The sequence below is a fragment of the Streptomyces sp. NPDC090442 genome (assembly GCF_044769405.1).
Classification (GTDB): Bacteria; Actinomycetota; Actinomycetes; order Streptomycetales; family Streptomycetaceae; genus Streptomyces.
Genome location: NZ_JBIVXW010000040.1, coordinates 17,564 through 37,033 on the forward strand (window position 1 = coordinate 17,564; position 19,470 = coordinate 37,033).

Genomic DNA, 19,470 nt, shown 5'->3' on the forward strand with positions numbered 1-19,470 from the left:
CCGTGGGACGGTGAATCTCGACGTTCCCGACGCTACGGAGACCCACCTGCCCCCGGATCGGCGCCAGGGTGGGACCCGGGTGGAAAAGACGGCGGGCGCCTCTCCACCCGCGGGTGGAGAGGCGCCCGTACCGAGGCCGCGACCGGCTCAGGTGTCGATGCGCGAACGGTCCAGAGTGGCCGCGGAGTTGGTGATGAACTCCTTACGAGGAGCGACCTCGTTGCCCATCAACAGGTCGAACGCCTTCTCCGCGGCTTCGAGATCGCCGATGTTGATCCGGCGCAGGGTGCGGTGGCGCGGGTCCATCGTCGTCTCGGCGAGCTGGTCGGCGTCCATCTCACCGAGGCCCTTGTAGCGCTGGATGCTGTCCTTGTAGCGGACGTTCTTGCGCTGGAGCTCCAGGAGGGTCTGCCGCAACTCGTTGTCCGAGTACGTGTAGATGTACTTGTCCTGGCCCTTCCTGGGGTTGGTCAGCTCGACGCGGTGCAGCGGCGGGACGGCGGAGAAGACCCGCCCCTGCTCGACCATCGGCCGCATGTAGCGCTGGAAGAGGGTCAGCAGCAGGGTGCGGATGTGCGCGCCGTCGACGTCGGCGTCGGCGAGGAAGATGACCTTGCCGTAGCGAGCCGCGTCGATGTCGAAGGTACGGCCGGATCCAGCTCCTATGACCTGGATGATGGCCCCACACTCGGCGTTCTTGAGCATGTCCGAGACGGACGCCTTCTGGACGTTGAGAATCTTGCCGCGGATCGGCAGCAGCGCCTGGAACTCCGAATTCCGCGCCAACTTGGCGGTACCCAGCGCCGAGTCGCCCTCGACGATGAACAGCTCACTGCGATCGACGTCGTCGCTGCGGCAGTCCGCCAACTTGGCCGGCAGGGAAGACGACTCCAGCGCCGTCTTCCGCCGCTGCGCCTCCTTGTGCTGCCGGGCGGCGATACGCGTGCGGGCCGCGGCGACGATCTTCTCCAGGACGGAGCGCGCCTGCTGCTTGGCGTCCCTCTTGGTGGAGGTCAGGAACGCCTTCAGCTCCTTGCTGACCACCTGGGCGACGATCCGGGAGGCGGCGGAGGTGCCGAGCACCTCCTTGGTCTGCCCCTCGAACTGCGGCTCCGCGAGCCGCACGGTGACGACGGCGGTGAGGCCCTCCATGGCGTCGTCCTTGACGACGTCGTCCTCGGCGACGCGCAACAGCTTGCTGGACCTCAGCACCTCGTTGACGGTCTTGGCCACCGAACGCTCGAAACCGGCGACGTGGGTGCCGCCCTTGGGGGTGGCGATGATGTTGACGAACGACTTGAGCGTGGAGTCGTAGCCGGTGCCCCACCTGAGGGCGATGTCGACGCCCAGTTCGCGGGTGACTTCGGTGGGGGTCATGTGGCCGCGCTCGTCGAGGACGGGCACGGTCTCCTTGAAGGTGCCCTGGCCGCTCAGCCTCAGGACGTCGCAGACGGCCTTGTCCTGGGCGAGGTACTCGCAGAACTCGCTGATGCCGCCGTCGTAGCGGAACGTCTCTTCCGTCTTGCCGGCACCGTCGATGCCGCGCTCGTCGCGCACCACGAGGGTCAGGCCCGGCACCAGGAAGGCCGTCTGGCGGGCGCGGGCGTGCAGCGTCTCCAGGGAGAGCTTGGCGTCCTTGAGGAAGATCTGCCGGTCCGCCCAGTAGCGCACCCGGGTACCGGTCTTGGTCTTGGGGATGCGCTTCCCCTTGTGCAGCCCGTTGGCCGGCTCGAACGTCGCGTCCGGGCCGGACCCGGTGAAGGCACCGGGCACGCCGCGGCGGAAGCTGATCGCGTGCGTCTTGCTGCTGCGGTCGACCTCGACGTCCAGTCGCGCCGAGAGCGCGTTGACCACGGAGGCGCCGACGCCGTGCAGACCGCCGGAGGCGGCGTACGACCCGCCGCCGAACTTTCCACCGGCGTGCAGCTTGGTCATCACGACCTCGACGCCGCTGAGCCCCGTCTTGGGTTCGACGTCGACGGGAATGCCGCGGCCGTTGTCCTGTACTTCCACGGACCCGTCGCCGTGGAGGATCACCTCGATGTGGTCGCAGTAGCCGCCGAGCGCCTCGTCGACGGAATTGTCGATGATTTCCCACAGGCAGTGCATCAGGCCACGACTGTCGGTCGAGCCGATGTACATGCCGGGACGCTTCCGGACGGCTTCCAGGCCCTCAAGGACGAGCAGATGCCGCGCGGTGTAGTTAGAACCGTCCCGGTCTGCCCCGGTCAGCACTGCGGTGGACGGCACGGACATCTCGGCGGTCACGCGGTTCGCTCCTCGCTGAATTTCTGGCAGTCCGCATTCCGCGGACTCGGTTGTGGCGGTGTCGCCGGTGAGAGGGTACCGAGGCCCAGTAGAGCCGATGTGACGCCACCCGTGAGCGTGACCATGGTAGTAGAATTTCGTTCGTACGTTCGATCGCTCGTTGGGGTGACGTCCGAGTGACGTGCACATCACGTTCCCTTCGAGGCATGAACCATTTAGGCTCCGGGCACGTCCTCATCAACGACCGGCAAGCCAGCCGGGAGGGCAGACTTCACCAACCAACGTGAATCAGACCACCACGCAATACGGCTCATTCGCCGCCACCCGGCAGCACCCGGCCCCCTCGAAGAATTTTTTCGAGGAAAAGGCACGAGCGGGAACGTTTTCGGCCTGGTTGGATGTTGACCCTGGTACGACAGCTCGTCGAGCTAGAGAAGAGGCGACGTGACTACTGTTCTGACACCCGCGAGCCCGCTGACGGCCGCTGACCGGTGCGACCGCTGCGGCGCCCAGGCATACCTGCGCGTCGTCCTGATGTCCGGCGGAGAACTGCTCTTCTGCGCCCACCACGGCCGCAAGTTCGAGCCAGAACTCAAGAAGATCGCCGCGGAAATACAGGACGAGACGGAGCGGCTCACCACCACCCCGAAGTCCGCGTCCGACGAGGAACGCTGACACATCGCATCCACGACGAGCGAGTAGCGGCACACCGCCGTGCGACGGGCGGTCTTCCCGGCACCATCGGGAAGGCCGCCCGCACTCGTCCGTTACGGCCCTCGCCGGGGCTCGGCACCACTCAGCCGTCACCGTGCGCCAGCACCGCCGGGAGCAGCGCGGACGCCCGCGTGTAGACACCGGGGCTGCCCGCGCGCCCGCAACCCGTCCCCCACGACACCAGTCCCACCAACCGTCCGTGCACCACTAGCGGCCCGCCGCTGTCCCCCTGGCAGGCGTCCCGCCCGCCCTTGGGCTCCCCGGCGCACAGCATCGAAGCCGCCTTGAACGTGCCGTCGGCGCTGCCCGGGTACGCCCGCGCACACACCGTGTCCCCCAGGACGTTCACCCGCGCCGCCCGCAGCCGTGACGCGTAGCTGCCGTCGCCCGTCATGTCACCCCACCCGTAGACCGTGGCCACGCTCCCCGCGGCGTAGGCACTGTCGTTCCGCTGCGCTATGGATATCGGCTGGTTCGGGACCCGCTTCTCCAGAGTGATGACGGCCATGTCGTCCTCGTTGGTCCAGGTGTTGTAGTTCGGACTGACCCACACCCTCGCGACCTTGACCTCCTGGCCGCCCTTGCCGGAGAGGTTGTTACGCCCGACGACGACCCTGAGGTCCTTCACCTCCCGCCAGGGCAGCCCGAGGACTTCCCGGCCCAGGCAGTGCGCAGCCGTCACGACCGTTGCGTGCCCGACCAGCACGCCGCCGCAGAACTGTCCGGAGCGCTTGTCCCCGAACCGCTGGTGCGACGTCAGGGCCACCGCCCAGGGGCTCTGTGAGGGGCGGACGGGCTTGCCCCCGACCACCGACCCGTCCGCGGCCGCCGAGGCCGGCACGGCAAGTATCAGCGCAAGGCCCCCGAGGGCGGCTCGTACGGTCGGGCGCATACGGACTCCTGACTCTGGGACAGCGGTCGCCCACCCAGAGTGAGCCAAACGGACGCGCCCCGCACCCGGACGGCCGCGAGCCCGGCGCTCCACGAGGTGGAGCGCCGGGCTCGCGACGCGTTCGGAACCGTTGGGGCTAGTCGAGGTAGTCCCGCAGCACCTGAGAGCGCGACGGATGACGCAGCTTCGACATCGTCTTGGACTCGATCTGGCGGATCCGCTCACGGGTGACGCCGTAGACCTTGCCGATCTCGTCGAGCGTCTTGGGCTGGCCGTCCGTGAGACCGAAACGCATGGAGACCACGCCGGCCTCGCGCTCGGAGAGGGTGTCCAGCACCGAGTGAAGCTGCTCCTGGAGGAGCGTGAAGCTGACCGCGTCGGCCGGCACGACCGCCTCGGAGTCCTCGATGAGGTCACCGAACTCGCTGTCGCCGTCCTCGCCCAGCGGGGTGTGCAGGGAGATCGGCTCGCGGCCGTACTTCTGGACCTCGATGACCTTCTCGGGGGTCATGTCCAGTTCCTTGGCCAGCTCCTCCGGGGTGGGCTCGCGGCCCAGGTCCTGGAGCATCTGACGCTGGACGCGGGCCAGCTTGTTGATGACCTCGACCATGTGGACCGGGATACGGATCGTCCGGGCCTGGTCGGCCATGGCGCGGGTGATGGCCTGGCGGATCCACCACGTCGCGTAGGTCGAGAACTTGTAGCCCTTGGTGTAGTCGAACTTCTCGACCGCGCGGATCAGACCAAGGTTGCCCTCCTGGATCAGGTCCAGGAAGAGCATGCCGCGACCGGTGTACCGCTTGGCCAGGGAGACGACCAGACGAAGGTTGGCCTCCAGCAGGTGGTTCTTCGCCCGGCGGCCGTCCTCGGCGATGATCTCCAGCTCGCGCTTGAGCTTCGGCGCGAGCTTGTCGCTGTTGGCGAGCTTGTCCTCGGCGAACAGACCCGCCTCGATGCGCTTGGCGAGCTCCACCTCCTGCTCGGCGTTGAGGAGCGGGACCTTGCCGATCTGCTTGAGGTAGTCCTTGACCGGGTCGGCGGTGGCGCCGGCCGCGGCGACCTGCTGGGCCGGGGCGTCGTCCTCGTCCTCGTCCGACAGCACGAAGCCGGCGTTCTCGGCGCCCTCGGGCTCGGCGGGCTCACCCTTGCCGGGTGCCGGGGTCTCCTCGGTCAGTTCGTCGTCGAGCAGGTCGTCGACGTCCTTCTTGGCCGCGGTCTTCTTCGCGGTGGCCTTCTTAGCCGTGGTCTTCTTCGCGACCGTCTTCTTGGCGGTCACCTTCTTCGCCGCAACCTTCTTCACAGGTGCGGCCTCGGACTCACCGGGGTCCGCGTCCGCCACGGAGGCGGCGGCCGACGCGGTGGTGGTCTTCTTCACCGTGGCGGTCTTGGCCGCGACGGTCTTGGTGGCGGTGCGCTTCGCCGGACTCTTCGCTGCGACGCTCTTGCGGGTGCGCTTGGGCGCCTCTGCGGCACTGACCATCAGCGTCACACCCTCCTCGTCGAGGATCTGGTTGAGGCTGCGCAGAACGTTCTTCCACTGGGTTGGCGGAATCTGGTCAGCCTCGAAGGCCCGACGCACGTCATCGCCGGCGATCTGCCCATCTGCCTTTCCCCGCTCGATGAGCGCCATCACAGACTCGGACTCGGCGATCTCCGGCGGGAGCGTACGGGATGTGCTGGCCGACACGAACAACCTCTCGGAACGATGGAAACGGCTTCCGACCCCGTCCACTGTGGGTCGGAGCCGACGACCGCCGGTGGGGATGGACCGACGGCGCAGGGGCAACCGGGGAGTTGAACAGCGCCACGAACGCCGCTCGTATTCCCTCCTCGGCTATCACCTCTTACGTCATCGCGCTTCCCCGGAGAGCGTTACGGCCAATCTGCGTGGCCCGAGTCACACCCCATAACGACCCCTTCCCCGTCATATGCCATGCAATCCTCCCAAAGCCTTCCGCCGGATCCGGTCGACATCCCGGATCCGGCGATCTTGAGCTCCTTCGGTGCGTATGGCGCGTCCTCGGCGGGTCCGTGGGGGACGCGAGGTCGCGCGGTGCTTACGGTCCGCACGTGCTCGGGGTACGAGCCCTCAGTGCTCGCGGGGCGCGGGGACGACGTGGTCCACGGGCGCCCCGGCACCCTGGCCGGTGGCGTCGCTGTGGGCGGCGAGGAGCTGGCGCATCGCGGATTCGGCGGCGGTGGCGTCACCGGAACCGATGGCGTCGACAACCCTCATGTGCTGCCCCACGGACGTCTCGACCGGCCGCTCGCAACCGCCGGATCCGCCGGAGACGTGCAGAGCGGAGGTGACGATGCCGGCGAGGTGTTCCAACATGCGGTTGCCGGCGAGCTGGAGGAGCAGGGTGTGGAACTCGGCGTCGGCGCGGGCGAACGTCATGGAGTCGCCCTGGGCCGCGGAGTGGCCCATGATCTCGACCATGTCCGCGAGCCGTTGCTGGATGTCCTCGCGACCGTGGCCGGCGGCGAGACGGGCGGCGAGCGGCTCGATCGTCCAGCGCAGCTCACACAGCTCGCGGCGCTGGTCGTCGCGCTGCGGCCCGTAGGCGCGCCACTCGATGATGTCGGGGTCGAGGAGGTTCCAGTCGCTGACCGGACGCACCCGCGTGCCCACGTTGGGGCGCGCGCTCACTAGGCCCTTCGCTTCGAGGACGCGCAGGGACTCGCGGACGACGGTGCGGGAGACCTCGAAGCGCTGGCCGATCTCCTCGGGGACGAGCGGACGGTCGGCACCGAGATCACCGGAGACGATCATCTGGCCGAGCTGCTGGACGAGTTGGCCGTGGAGCCCACGGCCGCGGTTGCCCGCCGCGCGCCGGCCGACCCGGCCGATGTCCGACTCGGAGCCTTCCCAGACCGACGAGACGCGCTCTGCGCGGTCCTGGCCGGTGGCGTTGGCGGCGTTGGCGTAGGGGTAGCGGTCAAGCTCGCCGGGGCCTGCGAGGCCGGTGTCGCCGGGGCGAGCCGCGGTCATCATGGTGTGCGCAAGGGTACTCACGCATCCTTTGTCGGCGTCGCTCCGAACGGCCTTGAGGTCTTTGGTGAAAAGCACACGAAAGGGTGATCGCCCGTTATCTCGCAATTGACGCTTTATCGGAAAGAAATGCGCTTTCGGCGGCGAGTTGTGGACAAGGGGTGCAACAACGGGGCCTGGAACCGGGCGTTTTGGCCGGTCAGAGCCGCTGGCCCGTTAGCACGGTGAACACATAAGCGCAGTCAGCGATAAGTCGACAACATCCCTGTGCGGGGCGGGTGTTGGACACGTCGCCCCACCCGGTGTCGCGTTTCGGTCGCCGGCGGGAGGTGGAGGGGGCGCGTGGAGGGTGGGGCGGACTCGGCGTGGCGAGTGGTGGGACTCGCGGTGGCGGTCTGGAGCCAGCGGGGCGAGCAGGCAAAGGAGTTGGCGGGTAGGACACCGCGCGCCTGGTGTTGCTCAGCGAGCGGGAGTTCATGTCGTTTCGGTGGGTGCTGAAGTGACGGGTGATCACCGGGGCGCCAAGTCGCTGTGCTGGGCAGGCTGCTGAGGTTGGTGCCTGTTGCTGCGCCTCCGGGGTCACCGAGGGCGGTGACCCCGGAGGCAGTTCGTTGACGTCGCGGGGAACTGCGGGCCGGGGCGGGCGTGGTGGCGGCGGTGCGATGCGGCGGTGGCCAGTGGGCGTCTTGCCACGCCGGCAGGCGGCCTGGGGCGCGTTGGCGCGACGGTTGCGGGTGCGCCTCGATGTCGGGCTGGCCTGTGGTTGGTTGCCGTACTGCGGTACCGGGGCAGGCGGGCGCGGGTGGTGGGTCAGACCTCGGGGCGCAGCATCGGCGGGTTGAGGAGGGTCGCGCCGCCGGCGCGGAAGAGTTGGGCGGGGCGGCCGCCTTGGCGGGTGGTGGTACCGCCGGTGGGCACAAGAAAGCCGGGGGTGCCGGTCACCTTGCGGTGGAAGTTGCGGGGGTCCAGGGCGACGCCCCAGACCGCCTCGTAGACGCGGCGCAGCTCGCCGACGGTGAACTCCTGCGGGCAGAAGGCCGTGGCGAGCGAGGAGTACTCGATCTTCGAGCGGGCGCGTTCCACTCCGTCGGAGAGGATGCGCCCGTGGTCGAAGGCGAGGGGTGCGGTCAGTTCGCCTTCGCGGGCGTGGGTGTTGCCCTCCTGGCCCAGGAGGGTTTCGACCGGGGCCCAGCGTGCGCTGTGGGCGTCGCCGCCGGCCCGGGGGGCGGGCAGGTCGGGGGCGAGAACGAGGTGCGCGACGCTGACCACGCGCATGCGGGGGTCGCGCTTGGGGTCGCCGTAGGTGGCGAGTTGTTCGAGGTGCGCGCCGTACGCGGGGGGCGGGGTGCCCTCCGGCGGGCAGGCGTGCAGGCCGGTCTCCTCGGCGAGCTCCCGGGCGGCCGCCTCCGCCAGGTCCTCGTCGGCGCGGACGAATCCGCCGGGCAGGGCCCAGCGGCCCTGGAACGGCGGCTCGCCACGGCGCACGGCCAGCGCGCACAGGGCGTGGCGGCGCACGGTGAGCACGACCAGGTCGACGGTGACAGCGAAGGGCGGGAAGGCCGACGGGTCGTAGGGAGGCATGTCGCGATCATAGTCGTCCGCTTGACGATAAACAGGCGTTGCGTCCCTCATGACCCCAGTTGCAGACCGTCCGCGGCCTCCTCGACCATGCCCATCCCGAGCCGGCTGATCCGGACGGCGAAGGGCTGCTCGGCGAGGGTGAGCCCGGTCAGTTGCATCGCGCCGAGCGGGGCGTTGCCGAGTGGGCGGACGGCAACCGTTCGGGCTGGGACGTCGGGGCGCAGGCCGGCGAGGGCGACGAGTATGTGCACCGCGCCGGCGGCGGCGACGGCTGCGGGGCGACAGGCCGCCGGATGCGGGACGGGGACGGCGTTGGCGGTGCGTTGTTCGCCGGCGAACATCTCGGGGAGGCGATGACCGAAGCTCTCGGCGGCATCGAGGAGGCCCCTGGCGAGGGCACCGGCGGCGGCTTCGTGGCCGGCGACGGCCAGCCCGGCGACGGCGACGGCGGTTTCGTGGACGCGGACCGCTCCGCTGCGGTGGCCGAACGGGTTGTAGCCACCCTCCTTGGCGCCGAGGCCGCGCAGGCCCCATCCGGTGTCCATGGCGGGGCCGCGGAGCAGGCGGGCGAGTCGGTCGGTCTGGGGCGCGTCCAACAGACCGGGGGCGAAGGTTCCGCCGCCGCTCAGGCCGGTGTCGAGGAGGTGGGCGGCGCCGGCGCCGAGGTGCGGCACGGGGCGGCCGTCGCCGGTGAGCAGGGCGACTGGGCGGCCTCCGGTGCGGTCTTCCAACCAGAAGTCGGTGCGGAAGCGGGCGCGGAGGTCCGCGGCCCAGTCGCGGAGTGCCGCGGCACCGGGTGATCCACAGGCGTCGAGGAGGTCGGCGCCGAGCACCGCGGCGCGATGGGCATGGGCCTGGGTCTCGCAGCGGTAGGGGCCGTCGGGCGCGGGGTCGGGGAGGTAGCCGCCGCGGCCGCCGCCCCGTGGGTCGATGGCCGTGCGGAGCCATTGGAGGCAGCGTTCGGCGGCGGGCAGCAGTCGCTCGGTCTCCTGGTCGGGCAGGCCCCAACGGCGGGCCTCGGCAAGGACCGTCGGGAAGAGGAGGGTTGCTTCGATACCGGTGCAGCCGGGCGGAGCGTGCGGGCCGGCGTCTCGGAGGGAGCCGGGAATTCGGCCGAAATCCGCCCCTGGGGTGGCCTGTTGGGTACGGGCGAGGGTGCGCAGCGTGCAGGCGGCGAGCCGGGTGCCGAGCGGGAGCAGCATCCGGGCGGCCCAGAGGGCCTCGGCGGGGGCGAGGCCGCAGCGCCAGGGGAAGCCGCCGGCGACGAAGACGTCCGCGGGCAGGGCCGGGTCGCGCATGAGCAGGCCGTGGAGGTCGTCGAGACTACCGGCCATGAGGGCGTCGGCCCGGTGGTCGTCGCACTCCAGGCGGGCTGCGGACCATGAACGCGGCGGTCGTTCGTTGCGGGCGCGGGGCCCGGTGGACCCGGTGCGCGGGCCGGGGACCATGATGCGGCCGACCCGACCCGCCGGGGGCTGTGGGCCGCCCGCGTCGTATTCCAGGCGGGGTTGGAGTTCGAGCGTGCGTCGGCCGCCGGGCGGTAGGTCCAACTCCCAGCGCAGCAAGCCCGCGGAGGCCAGGGCATCCTGGGGGGCCGGGGTGGCGGTCACCATCGCATGGGCCCCGCGGCCGGACCAGCGCAGGCCGGATCCGTGGACAGCGGCGCGGAGTTCGGGACCGGGCAGACCCACGGCGATGGCACCGAGGTCCGCCAGGTCGGTGCTCAGGTGGATCTCGACCGGCAGGCGAACGGGCCGGGTGGCACTGCTGTGGAAGGTGATCCGTTCGGTGCCGTCGGCGAACCGCAACCGTTCCATCCGGATCTCCGGATCCGGCCCGCGCTCGCCCGTTCTGCGGACCACGCCGGTGAACCGGGCGCGGTCCGTGGCGACCAACTGCCCCTGTACGACGAGCGGTTCACCGCCCGCGGCGCGTACCTCGCAGCGGGCGAGAACCCGACGGCCATCGCGGTAGCAGCCGTCCAGGCCCTGGCCGGTCAACTGCCCCGTATCGGACGACACGGTGAGCGATGGCAGGGCCACGCAGACCAACGCCGCGTGGACGGGCTGGGGTTGGGGAAATCGGGCGGGCGGGACGCGCCGGTCTCCGGTGACTCGTTGGGCCGGTGGGGTAGTGGGGACGATCCCTGGCACGCTCTGCGCTCCCTGGTGAGGTCGGGCTCCGTACGGCCTGCGCCACCAAGCTGAACGGTGCGGCCGGCACCCAGGTCACGCCGGCCGCGCCCCATCTCCCCACGGTTACCGCCGACTTCGGTCACCACCCCGTCCCGCTCGACGACTGCCCGAGGCTCCGGTCGTGCGGGAGCCGGGGCCCGTGCCGCCCCGTGGGCCGCGAGGACGGGTGGTGCCTCCCGGGCGGGACGGTGTCGCTCGCTGCGCCGGCCGTCGCCGGCCCGGTGGGGTCGCCTCGGCGGCACCGGGGTCCTCGGCCTCCTCCTGCTGCTCGCGCAGGCAACGGCGCAACGGCTCAGGATCCAGGCCCTCGTTGATGGCGCGGTGCAGCAACTGGGCGAAGACGCAGTCGGGATCGACGGTCACGGCCCGACTGAGGGCCACTCGCGCGGAAGGACCGTCCGACATGGACCAGCAGACCCAGCCGGCAAGGGTCAGGGGCGCCGCGGCGTGCTCGGAGTAGCCGCCGGCGCAGCGGCGGGCGAGGGCGCGCCAGACCCGGAGGGCCGCCGCGGCCTCGGGGCCGTCCATCCATTCCGCGGCCCGGTCACGGGTGGTGCGGTCCTGGAGGCCGAGGATGAGGGTGGCGGCCTCGGCGTCGGTGATCAGCGCGTCGTCGCAGGCGTCCCGGGCGCGGTTGCTGCCGGCGGGGGTGTCCTGGCGGAACCGGTGGATCATCGCGGCGGCCAGTTCGAGGGTGTCCCGTTGGACGACAAGGGCGCCGTCCGGTCGGAACATCCGCGGCAGGAGTTCGGCGGCCGCGTCGTCCAGCGCCTTCTCTTGGTCGGCGCCGCGCGGTCCGGTGCGGGGCGCCAGGCGGGCCTCCATCTCCTTGAGGGAGCCGCGCACCTGCATGCCGGCATAGGAGGCGGCCGCGGCCATCACGGACGTGCCGGGCAGGAGCAGGGGCGTGCCGTCGGCGGGGCAGCAGCGGTAGTCGGGGCAACAGTAGGACCAGAAGCGGCCGTTGGTGAGGCAGAGGGCTTCGAGGACCGGGACGTCCAGGGCGCCGCAGGCGGTACGCAGTCGCTGGGCCAGGGGCCGAAGGCGCTCCTTGACGTCCCGGCCGCTCTCCCCCGGGGCCGGTTCGTGGCAGAGGAAGACGAGGATGCCGACGAGGCTTCCGGAGCGCTTGCGGGCGCCGGTGATCAGGCAGTCCGCGAGTTGGTCGCTGACATCGGGCCAGTGCGACGGGTCGGTGGGGATACCGAGGCGGAGCCGGCCGCCGAACCGGGCGCGCTCGCCGTGCAGGGCGACCATCACGATGCTGTCGTCCGGATAGAAGCCCAGGAGGTACGGCAGCGCGTCGGCGAGGTCCGCGGGGCCGCGGAGGGTGACCTGCGGCTCGGTGGGCGCGCTCGCGGCCGGGTCTGTGGAGCCGGGCGGGCCGGCGGGCGCCGGGCCGGCGCCGGAGGCGGTCGGGTCGGTGGGCCGGTCGTCGGCGCCGCAGGAGAGGGCGGGGCCGGGCGGGTCGTAGGGGGTGGGCGGGGTGCCGGCGGGACCGGCGTCGTGGCGGTCGGGATCGATGCGGTCGGCGTGGTGGGCGTGGGTCTGGGAGGCGTCGTTGCCGGACTCGTGCGGTTCGCTGTGCGGATTCATGGCTCGAAGATCCCGCGGTCGAGCGGTGTTCCGCGACCCCTGTGGATAACTCGCGGCTTGGCGGTTTTCCACAGCCCGCGGCGAGGGTTCGCGCGATGTCAGTGGCATCGGGTTGCATGGGGGCATGAGCAACGAAGACCTGCGTGCCGCGGCCGATGCCGTCCTTCGCCGACTCGTCGGGGATCCCGACGGGGCGGCCCGGCTGCGTGAAGACCAGTGGCGGGCGATCGAGGCGCTGGTCGCCGAGCACCGGCGGGCCCTGGTCGTGCAGCGCACCGGTTGGGGAAAGTCGGCGGTCTATTTCGTCGCGACGGCGCTACTGCGGGAGCGCGGCAGCGGGCCGACGGTGATCGTCTCGCCGCTGCTCGCGCTGATGCGCAACCAGGTCGAGGCGGCCGCGCGGGCCGGCATCCGGGCGCGCACCATCAACTCCGCCAACACCGAGGAGTGGGACACCGTCCAGGCCGAGGTGGCGGCCGGTGAGGTCGACGTCCTGTTGGTGAGCCCGGAGCGGCTCAACAACCCCGACTTCCGTGACCAGGTGCTGCCCAAGCTGGCGGCGGCCACCGGGCTGCTGGTGGTGGACGAGGCACACTGCATCTCCGATTGGGGTCATGACTTCCGCCCGGACTACCGGCGGCTGCGCACGATGCTGGCCGATCTCCCGCCCGGCGTCCCGGTGCTCGCGACGACCGCGACGGCCAACGCCCGGGTGACGGCCGATGTCGCCGAGCAGTTGGGGACGGGCGAGGGCACCGCGGAGGCCCTGGTGCTGCGCGGTCCGCTGGATCGGGAGAGCCTGAGCCTGGGCGTGCTGCCGTTGCCGGACGCCGCGCACCGGCTCGCCTGGCTCGCGGACCATCTGGACGAACTGCCGGGCTCGGGGATCATCTACACGCTCACCGTCGCGGCCGCCGAGGAGGTCACCGCGTTCCTGCGGCACCGGGGTCATGTGGTCGCGTCGTACACCGGCAAGACGGAGAACGCCGACCGCCAGCAGGCCGAGGACGATCTGCTGGCCAACCGGGTCAAGGCGCTGGTGGCCACGTCCGCCCTGGGGATGGGGTTCGACAAGCCCGACCTGGGGTTCGTGGTGCACCTGGGTTCGCCGTCGTCGCCGATCGCCTACTACCAGCAGGTGGGTCGGGCCGGCCGCGGTGTCGAGCACGCCGAGGTGTTGTTGCTGCCGGGCCGGGAGGACGAGGCGATCTGGAAGTACTTCGCCTCGCTGGCGTTCCCGCCGGAGGAGCAGGTGCGGCGGACGTTGGACGTACTGGCGGCGGCGGGGCGGCCGGTGTCGCTGCCGGCGCTGGAGCCGCAGGTCGAACTCCGGCGCTCCCGCCTGGAGATCATGCTCAAGGTGCTCGATGTGGACGGTGCCGTTCAGCGGGTGAAGGGCGGTTGGACGTCGACCGGCCGGCCGTGGGCGTACGACGCGGAGCGCTACGCCTGGGTGGCGCGGCAGCGGGAGGCCGAGCAGCAGGCGATGCGGGAGTACGCGGCGGCGTCCGGGTGCCGGATGGAGTTCCTGCGGCGGCAGTTGGACGACGAGGCGGCGGCCCCGTGCGGCCGGTGCGACAACTGCGCGGGACCGCGGTTCACGGCCGAGGTGTCCGCCGGATCGCTGGACGCGGCCCGCGGCGAACTGGGCCGCCCCGGTGTGGAGGTGGAGCCGCGGCGGATGTGGCCCACGGGGCTGCCGGCCGTGGGAGTCGACCTCAAGGGCCGAATCCCGGCGGGTGAACTGGCCTCGACAGGGCGGGCGTTGGGGCGGTTGTCGGACATCGGGTGGGGCAATCGCCTGCGGCCGATGCTGGCCCCGCAGGCGCCAGACGGTCCGGTGCCCGACGATGTGGCGGCCGCGGTGGTGACGGTGTTGGCGGATTGGGCGAAGGGGCCCGGGGGTTGGGCTTCGGGCGCGGCGGACGCCCCGGCGCGCCCGGTGGGCGTGGTCTGTCTCGGCTCGCACAGCCGCCCGCAGTTGATCCGCTCGCTCGCCGAACGGATCGCCACGGTGGGCCGGATGCCGTTCCTTGGCACGGTGGCCTCGCTCGACGACGGTCCGGGGCCGAGGGTTCCGCGGAGCAACAGCGCCCAGCGGCTGCGGGCCCTGCACAGCACGCTGTCGCTGTCTCCGGAGCTCGCGGCGGCGCTGGCGTCGGCGAGCGGCCCGGTGCTCCTGGTGGACGACTACGCCGACACGGGCTGGACGTTGGCGGTGGCCGCCCGGCTGTTGCGGAGGGCCGGTGCCGGCGCGGTGTTCCCACTAGTTCTGGCCGTGCAGGGCTAGTTGATACCGAGGGGGTGGTTCTGATGGGGGTGGATGGGAAGGAAGGGGTGCCCGGGCATCAGAGGCGGTTGCGACGGGCAGGGATGCCGGTGACGCGGCAGATATTTCCGGCCGGGCGCGTCGAACTGCTCGTTGCCGCATGCCTGTACGAGCCGCGAGAATGGGAAGTGCTTCCCGGTGTCCGGCCGTTCGCGGTCCGCTTGGGGCGTGCCCTGGTGCGCCGGTGCTACGGGTCGCGGCCCGTAGCGCGGACGCGTAGACGAAGGGAGGACGATGACCTTCGGATTCGCCCGGCCCCCGCAAGAACCGCCGCCCGAGTCGGACGGCTCCAGCGCCCGAGGGGGGCGACTGCTGGAGTTGGCGGAGTGGGCCTCGGCCGGAATTCCACTGCTGCGCGCGCCCCGTGAGGTGGTCACCGATCTGCACGCCCGTCATCTTCCGGGGATCGGCACGGTGGTCGTGGCCGTGTTGGACCCCCAAGAACGAGTCATCGCCAGCGCGTCGTTCGGCGCGCCGGCGACGGTCCCCGACGGCTGGGCGTACCGCAACGCGCTGTTGGCGCAGCTTCGCCGGATCATCCCGCACGATCTGCGGCTGCGCGCTCCCATCCGGACGGCGGTGTTGCTCCACTCCCGGGAGGGCGAGCTCCGTTGGACGGAGGCGGACGGCGCGTGGATGTGGGGCCTGCGGGACGCCTGCACCCTGCACGGGCTCCGCTGCGGGGCGTATATCGCGCTGACCAGGGACCGTTGGCAGGTGTTGGGCGAGGGGCGGGGTGGGCGGCTGCCCAGGGCGCCCACCCCCACGAAGCCCGAGGTCGGGTCAGACGCGGCGCGGAGCGGCCCGGACCACGAGGCGGCCGGCGGAGACGGCGTGTTGGACGTCACGGCTGGGGCGTCCACCCCGGAGGGCGTCGTTCCCTCGGGGGCCGCGCCTCAACAAGTCCCGCGGGCCGAGGAGGGGCAGGCCGTCGCCCAGGGGTGGTCGGCCGGCCCGGACCCGGTGGCCCCGCAGTGCGTCCCGGCGGTCCGGGCGGCGACGCCGGGCGAGCAGCCGCGCAACGTCCGGGGTGCGCCCCGGCGTTCGGGCGGCGGTGCGGCGGAAACGCGCCGGCGCACGGTGGCCCACTGACGCCGCTGCGGTGTCCGGGCGCGCGAACGAGCCCGACCGGCCATGAGGCCGGCGGGCCGTGTCGGGCTGATGGTGGTCAGGCGTTCGCGCCGAGCACGGCGTTGATCCGCTGCGGGTCGCCGCAGACGATCAGCAGCGCTCCGGCACGGGCCATCGCGGCGGGCAACGCCCGCGCGGTGACCTCGTTGTCGCCCTCGTTGACGGCGACGATCACGACGGGCCGCCCGGTGGTGCGTTCGGCGCCGGCGTCCGCGTAGAACACGTCGTCGGCAGCGTCGTGCTGCGCCCAGTAGGACGCCTCACCGAAGGACAGTTCGTGGGCCGCCCACGGGTGGTTCTCGCCGGTGGTCAGCACCAGGATCTCGCCCGGCGTGCGACCGGAGTCCAGGAGCAGGTCGACGGCTTCGTCGGCGGCGTCGACGGCTCCGTCGACAGGTGCCGGGATCAACTGGAGTTGGGCACCCTCGGCGGCGCCGGTCGTGGCGACGGGAGGCTGCGGGGAGCCGGTGCGCTGCGCCGGCGGGGCAGGAACCGACCCGCGGGGCGGGGCGGTGGGTCCGGGCTTGCCCGGACGGGCGCTGGACGCGGGGGCGCCTCGCGGCGGGGCGGGGCGGGGACCGGGGCCAGGGACAGGACGGGGGGTCGACGCGGTGCGGCCGGCGGCCGGAGTTGCGCGGGGACCCGGGACACTCTCGTGAATCTGAGGCTCCTCGGGGATGAGAGGCATAAAGGGATGTCTATCAAACGTAGGTGCGGAACATTGACAGCGGGTACCGAAATTCCCGCCCCGCTCCGCTCAGAAGTCGAAGCCGAGTTGGCCACCGGCCTCCAGAGCGGCTGCTTCGGGGGTGACGCGCACCTTCTTGAGGTGCTGCCACCGGGGCAGGGCGTCCATGTAGGACCACGACACCCGGTGGTACGGCGTGGGACCGTTCTCCTCCAGGGCGGTGCGGTGGGTCGGCGAGGGGTAGCCGGCGTTGGCAGCGAAGTCGAAGTCGGCGTACTCCTGGCCGAGTTCGGCCATCAGGGCGTCCCGCCGCACTTTGGCGATCACGGACGCGGCAGCGACCGCGATGCAGGACTGGTCGCCCTTGATGACCGTCCGGACCCGCCACGGCGCGCCCAGGTAGTCGTGCTTGCCGTCGAGGATGATCGCGTCCGGTTGGACCGGGAGCGCCTCCAGTGCGCGCACGGCGGCGAGCCGCAGTGCCGCGGTCATCCCCAGGGCGTCGATCTCCTCCGGCGAGGAGTGCCCCAGGGCGTACGAGGTGACCCACTTGGCGAGCACGTCGCAGAGTTCGGTGCGGCGCTTGGGGGTCAACAGCTTGGAATCGGTGAGTCCGTCCGGTGGCCGGCGCAGACCGGTGACGGCGGCGCAGACGCTGACCGGACCGGCCCAGGCTCCGCGCCCGACCTCGTCGATCCCTGCGACGATCTTGGCACCCGTGGTGGCGCGCAGTGATCGCTCGACGGTGTGGGTGGGAGGCTCGTACGGCATGGCGCCAGCCAGATTACGCCTATTCGGCGCCGCCGTCCGCACCGGATCCGAACCTGGGCTCCGCTGACGCCGACGGCGGGCCCGATGCGTGGGTCCGACGCGGCCGCCGGCGGGTGAGCCGAGGGGCGCGAACGAGGGCGGGCGGACGGCCGTCGGGGTGCGAACTGACCTACGGGGGCGGCCAGTTGTGCTGCGAGGTCAGAGGGCGGGCGCCCAGGCGGGGAGCGGCTCGGTGCGGTCGAGCCATTCCTGCGGCGGGGCGCCGTCGGGAGCCGCGGCGACGATGCCGCCGACGATGCCACAGGTGGTGTCGACGTCGCCGCCGGCCCGGGCGGTGGTCCAGATCGCCTGCGCGAAGTCGCCGAGGTTGCGGGCGGCGGCCCAGAGGGCGAACGGCACGGTGTCGTGTGCGCTGGTGCGCCGCCCGCAGCCGAGGACCGCGGCGACGGTGCCGGGGTCGGCGTAGTCGAGCATGTCGCGGGCCCGGCGCAGACCGGCCTGTACGGCGCTGCGCGGGACCAGGGCCAGCACGCCGTCGATGAGGGACTCGGGGCGGAGCACGCGGGCGGGGTCGGCGACCAGGGCGGCCGCGGCGGCCACGGCCATGGCGCCGACGACGGCCTCGCGGTGCTGGTGGGTGGGGTAGGCGGAGATCTCCGCCTGGTGGGTGGCCTGCTCGGGGTCGTCGGCGTACCAGGCTCCGAGGGGCGCGATCCGCATGGCGGCGCCGTTGCCCCAGGAGCCGTGGCCGTTGAAGAGCGCGGCGGCCAACTCGTGCCAGTCGCCGCCCGCACGGATCTGGCGGAGGAGGCGGTCGACGACCGGGCCGTAGTCGCGGCCGGCGTCGTGGTGCTCGGCGAACGAGCGGGCCAGGGCGTCCTGGTCGACGCGGTGGTGCGTGGTGAGGACGGCCAGGACGGAGCAGGCCATCTCGGTGTCGTCGGTCCACCGCCAGGGGGCGGGCGGCAGTTCGCGGCGCTTGAGGGAGGGGTGGTGGGCGGGGACGAAGAACTGTGCTCCGAGGGCGTCGCCCACGGAGAGGCCGCGCAGGCTCGCCAGAGCCCGCGCGCAGCGGTCCGCGTCACGGGGATCAGGGGTCGTCATCGCTGTGCACTTTAACCGGTGACCCCGTACGGCTCGGGCTCACACCAGCGGTCGAAGGGGCGGTCGAGGGCGTACCGGCCGTCGGGCCCGAGGACCAGGGTGCGCCATTCGGCGTTGTCCGGGTTGGACAGCGATTCGAAGTCGGCGACCGACCAGTGGAACCACCGCATGCAGAACAGCCGCATGGTGAGACCGTGCGTGACGATCAGGACGTTGGGCGGGTGGCGGGGGTCCTCGAAGCTGCGCCAGAGGCTCTCCAGGAAGGCCCCGACCCGGTCGTAGACGTCGGCGCCGGACTCGCCCTGTGCGAAGCGGTAGAAGAAGTGGCCGTACGCGTCGCGGTAGGCCTTCTGCCGCCGGACGTCGTCGCGGTCCTGCCAGTTGCCCCAGTCCTGTTCGCGCAGTCGCGGCTCCTCGCGGACCCGGACCTTCGCGGGGTCCAGGCCGAGGCACCGGAAGGTCTGGTGGGTGCGGCGGTACGGCGAGACGTAGGCGGAGATCCGCTCGTCGCCGAACAGCCCGCGCAGCCGATGGCCGGCGGCTTCGGCCTGGCTCCGCCCGGTCGCGGTCAGGGCGAGGGCGTGGTCGGGCTCGCGCTCGTAGACGGTGTCGTCGACGTTCCCCACGGACTCGCCGTGGCGGAGCAGGACGATGCGTCGGGGCCGTGCCATGCGGCCAGCGTAAATCGCCTGCCCTGTACATGCCGGGCGTGGCGTTGGGGATGCCGGCCCGGGCGCGCAGGCCCGCGCCGCCGGTTTCGGCAGGCGACGAGGGCGGGGCGGCCGTCGCGTATTTCGTACGGGCGGCCGGCGAAACGGCGGCGGAGCAGGCGGTCGTGGGGGATGACGACCGGGGCTACGGGCCGGGCCACGATCCAGTCGAGGGCGGCGGCGCCGAGCTGGTCGGTCGGCTCGCCGGGGAGCGGGGCCTCGGGTTCGGCCGCGGTCAGGCAGGCGGGGCCGAGGCTGGCCTGTTCGCCGCCTGAGAGGCTGCCGAGGAGCCGGTCACGCGGGGTGCGGGCGGTGCGGACGTCGGCCTCGTATCCGCCGCGGGGCGCGCAGCGGGCGAGCGGGGCGCAGGAGCCGTCGAGCCGGGCCGTGGTGGTGTCTTCGAGGGTGGCCACCAGGGATCTCAAGCGGCGCTCGCTCTCGCGGAGTTCGCTCTGTCGAAGTCCGATCTCGCGGACTTCGGCGAGAGCGCGGGCGGCAG

General features: G+C 71.9%; 14 protein-coding genes and 1 pseudogene. 3 read left to right on the plus strand and 12 right to left on the minus strand.

The window, feature by feature from the left end; translation table 11 throughout:
* Positions 1-147 precede the first annotated feature (147 nt).
* Complete coding sequence (locus tag ACIQU6_RS26295) at positions 148-2,268, minus strand: type IIA DNA topoisomerase subunit B (RefSeq protein WP_403484136.1); 2,121 nt, start codon at positions 2,266-2,268, stop codon at positions 148-150.
* Positions 2,269-2,712: 444 nt separating this feature from the next.
* On the opposite strand from ACIQU6_RS26295, the gene ACIQU6_RS26300 reads away from it, so the two are divergent.
* Positions 2,713-2,943, plus strand: coding sequence for a hypothetical protein (locus ACIQU6_RS26300; RefSeq protein ID WP_221911142.1), 231 nt, complete (start codon positions 2,713-2,715; stop codon positions 2,941-2,943).
* 121 nt (positions 2,944-3,064) lie between these two features.
* Here the strand turns inward: ACIQU6_RS26300 and ACIQU6_RS26305 are convergent, their stop codons facing one another.
* From ACIQU6_RS26305 to ACIQU6_RS26330, 6 genes are all read right to left on the minus strand, one after another.
* Positions 3,065-3,874 (minus strand): serine protease, encoded by an 810-nt coding sequence (locus tag ACIQU6_RS26305; RefSeq protein WP_403484137.1) that lies wholly within the window; start codon positions 3,872-3,874, stop codon positions 3,065-3,067.
* A 136-nt stretch (positions 3,875-4,010) separates the two neighbouring features.
* Positions 4,011-5,567 carry an RNA polymerase sigma factor gene (locus tag ACIQU6_RS26310; RefSeq protein WP_403484138.1) on the minus strand — a complete coding sequence of 519 codons (1,557 nt, stop codon included), beginning with the start codon at positions 5,565-5,567 and terminating at the stop codon, positions 4,011-4,013.
* Positions 5,568-5,963: 396 nt separating this feature from the next.
* Positions 5,964-6,944, minus strand: a complete 981-nt coding sequence (locus ACIQU6_RS26315) for a FadR/GntR family transcriptional regulator (RefSeq protein ID WP_403484139.1) — start codon at positions 6,942-6,944, stop codon at positions 5,964-5,966.
* A 732-nt stretch (positions 6,945-7,676) separates the two neighbouring features.
* On the minus strand, positions 7,677-8,447 hold the full coding sequence (locus ACIQU6_RS26320; RefSeq protein ID WP_403484140.1) for an NUDIX domain-containing protein: 771 nt from the start codon (positions 8,445-8,447) through the stop codon (positions 7,677-7,679).
* Between the two features lie 47 nt (positions 8,448-8,494).
* The gene (locus ACIQU6_RS26325) at positions 8,495-10,489 is read right to left on the minus strand and encodes a glycogen debranching N-terminal domain-containing protein (RefSeq protein ID WP_403484188.1); all 1,995 of its coding nucleotides are present in this window, start codon (positions 10,487-10,489) and stop codon (positions 8,495-8,497) included.
* A 216-nt stretch (positions 10,490-10,705) separates the two neighbouring features.
* Entirely contained in the window at positions 10,706-12,238 is a 1,533-nt protein-coding gene (locus ACIQU6_RS26330; RefSeq protein ID WP_403484141.1) for a DUF4192 domain-containing protein, read from the minus strand.
* A 124-nt stretch (positions 12,239-12,362) separates the two neighbouring features.
* On the opposite strand from ACIQU6_RS26330, the gene ACIQU6_RS26335 reads away from it, so the two are divergent.
* Both ACIQU6_RS26335 and ACIQU6_RS26340 read left to right on the plus strand, forming a co-directional pair.
* Entirely contained in the window at positions 12,363-14,528 is a 2,166-nt protein-coding gene (locus ACIQU6_RS26335) for a RecQ family ATP-dependent DNA helicase (protein ID WP_403484142.1), read from the plus strand.
* A 273-nt stretch (positions 14,529-14,801) separates the two neighbouring features.
* A pseudogene (locus ACIQU6_RS26340) lies at positions 14,802-15,341 on the plus strand (hypothetical protein); the annotation flags it as partial.
* A gap of 394 nt (positions 15,342-15,735) precedes the next feature.
* On the opposite strand, the gene ACIQU6_RS26345 reads toward ACIQU6_RS26340, so the two are convergent.
* The 5 genes from ACIQU6_RS26345 to ACIQU6_RS26365 all read right to left on the minus strand — a co-directional run bounded on the left by ACIQU6_RS26345 (position 15,736) and on the right by ACIQU6_RS26365 (position 19,396).
* Positions 15,736-16,386 (minus strand): hypothetical protein, encoded by a 651-nt coding sequence (locus ACIQU6_RS26345; protein ID WP_403484143.1) that lies wholly within the window; start codon positions 16,384-16,386, stop codon positions 15,736-15,738.
* Between the two features lie 69 nt (positions 16,387-16,455).
* Positions 16,456-17,157, minus strand: a complete 702-nt coding sequence (locus ACIQU6_RS26350; protein ID WP_403484144.1) for a ribonuclease HII — start codon at positions 17,155-17,157, stop codon at positions 16,456-16,458.
* Between the two features lie 198 nt (positions 17,158-17,355).
* On the minus strand, positions 17,356-18,261 hold the full coding sequence (locus tag ACIQU6_RS26355; RefSeq protein ID WP_403484145.1) for an ADP-ribosylglycohydrolase family protein: 906 nt from the start codon (positions 18,259-18,261) through the stop codon (positions 17,356-17,358).
* Between the two features lie 11 nt (positions 18,262-18,272).
* Entirely contained in the window at positions 18,273-18,932 is a 660-nt protein-coding gene (locus ACIQU6_RS26360) for a histidine phosphatase family protein (protein ID WP_403484146.1), read from the minus strand.
* Positions 18,830-19,396 (minus strand): hypothetical protein, encoded by a 567-nt coding sequence (locus ACIQU6_RS26365; RefSeq protein WP_403484147.1) that lies wholly within the window; start codon positions 19,394-19,396, stop codon positions 18,830-18,832. The genes ACIQU6_RS26360 and ACIQU6_RS26365 overlap by 103 nt, the downstream gene beginning before the upstream one ends.
* Positions 19,397-19,470: the final 74 nt, after the last annotated feature.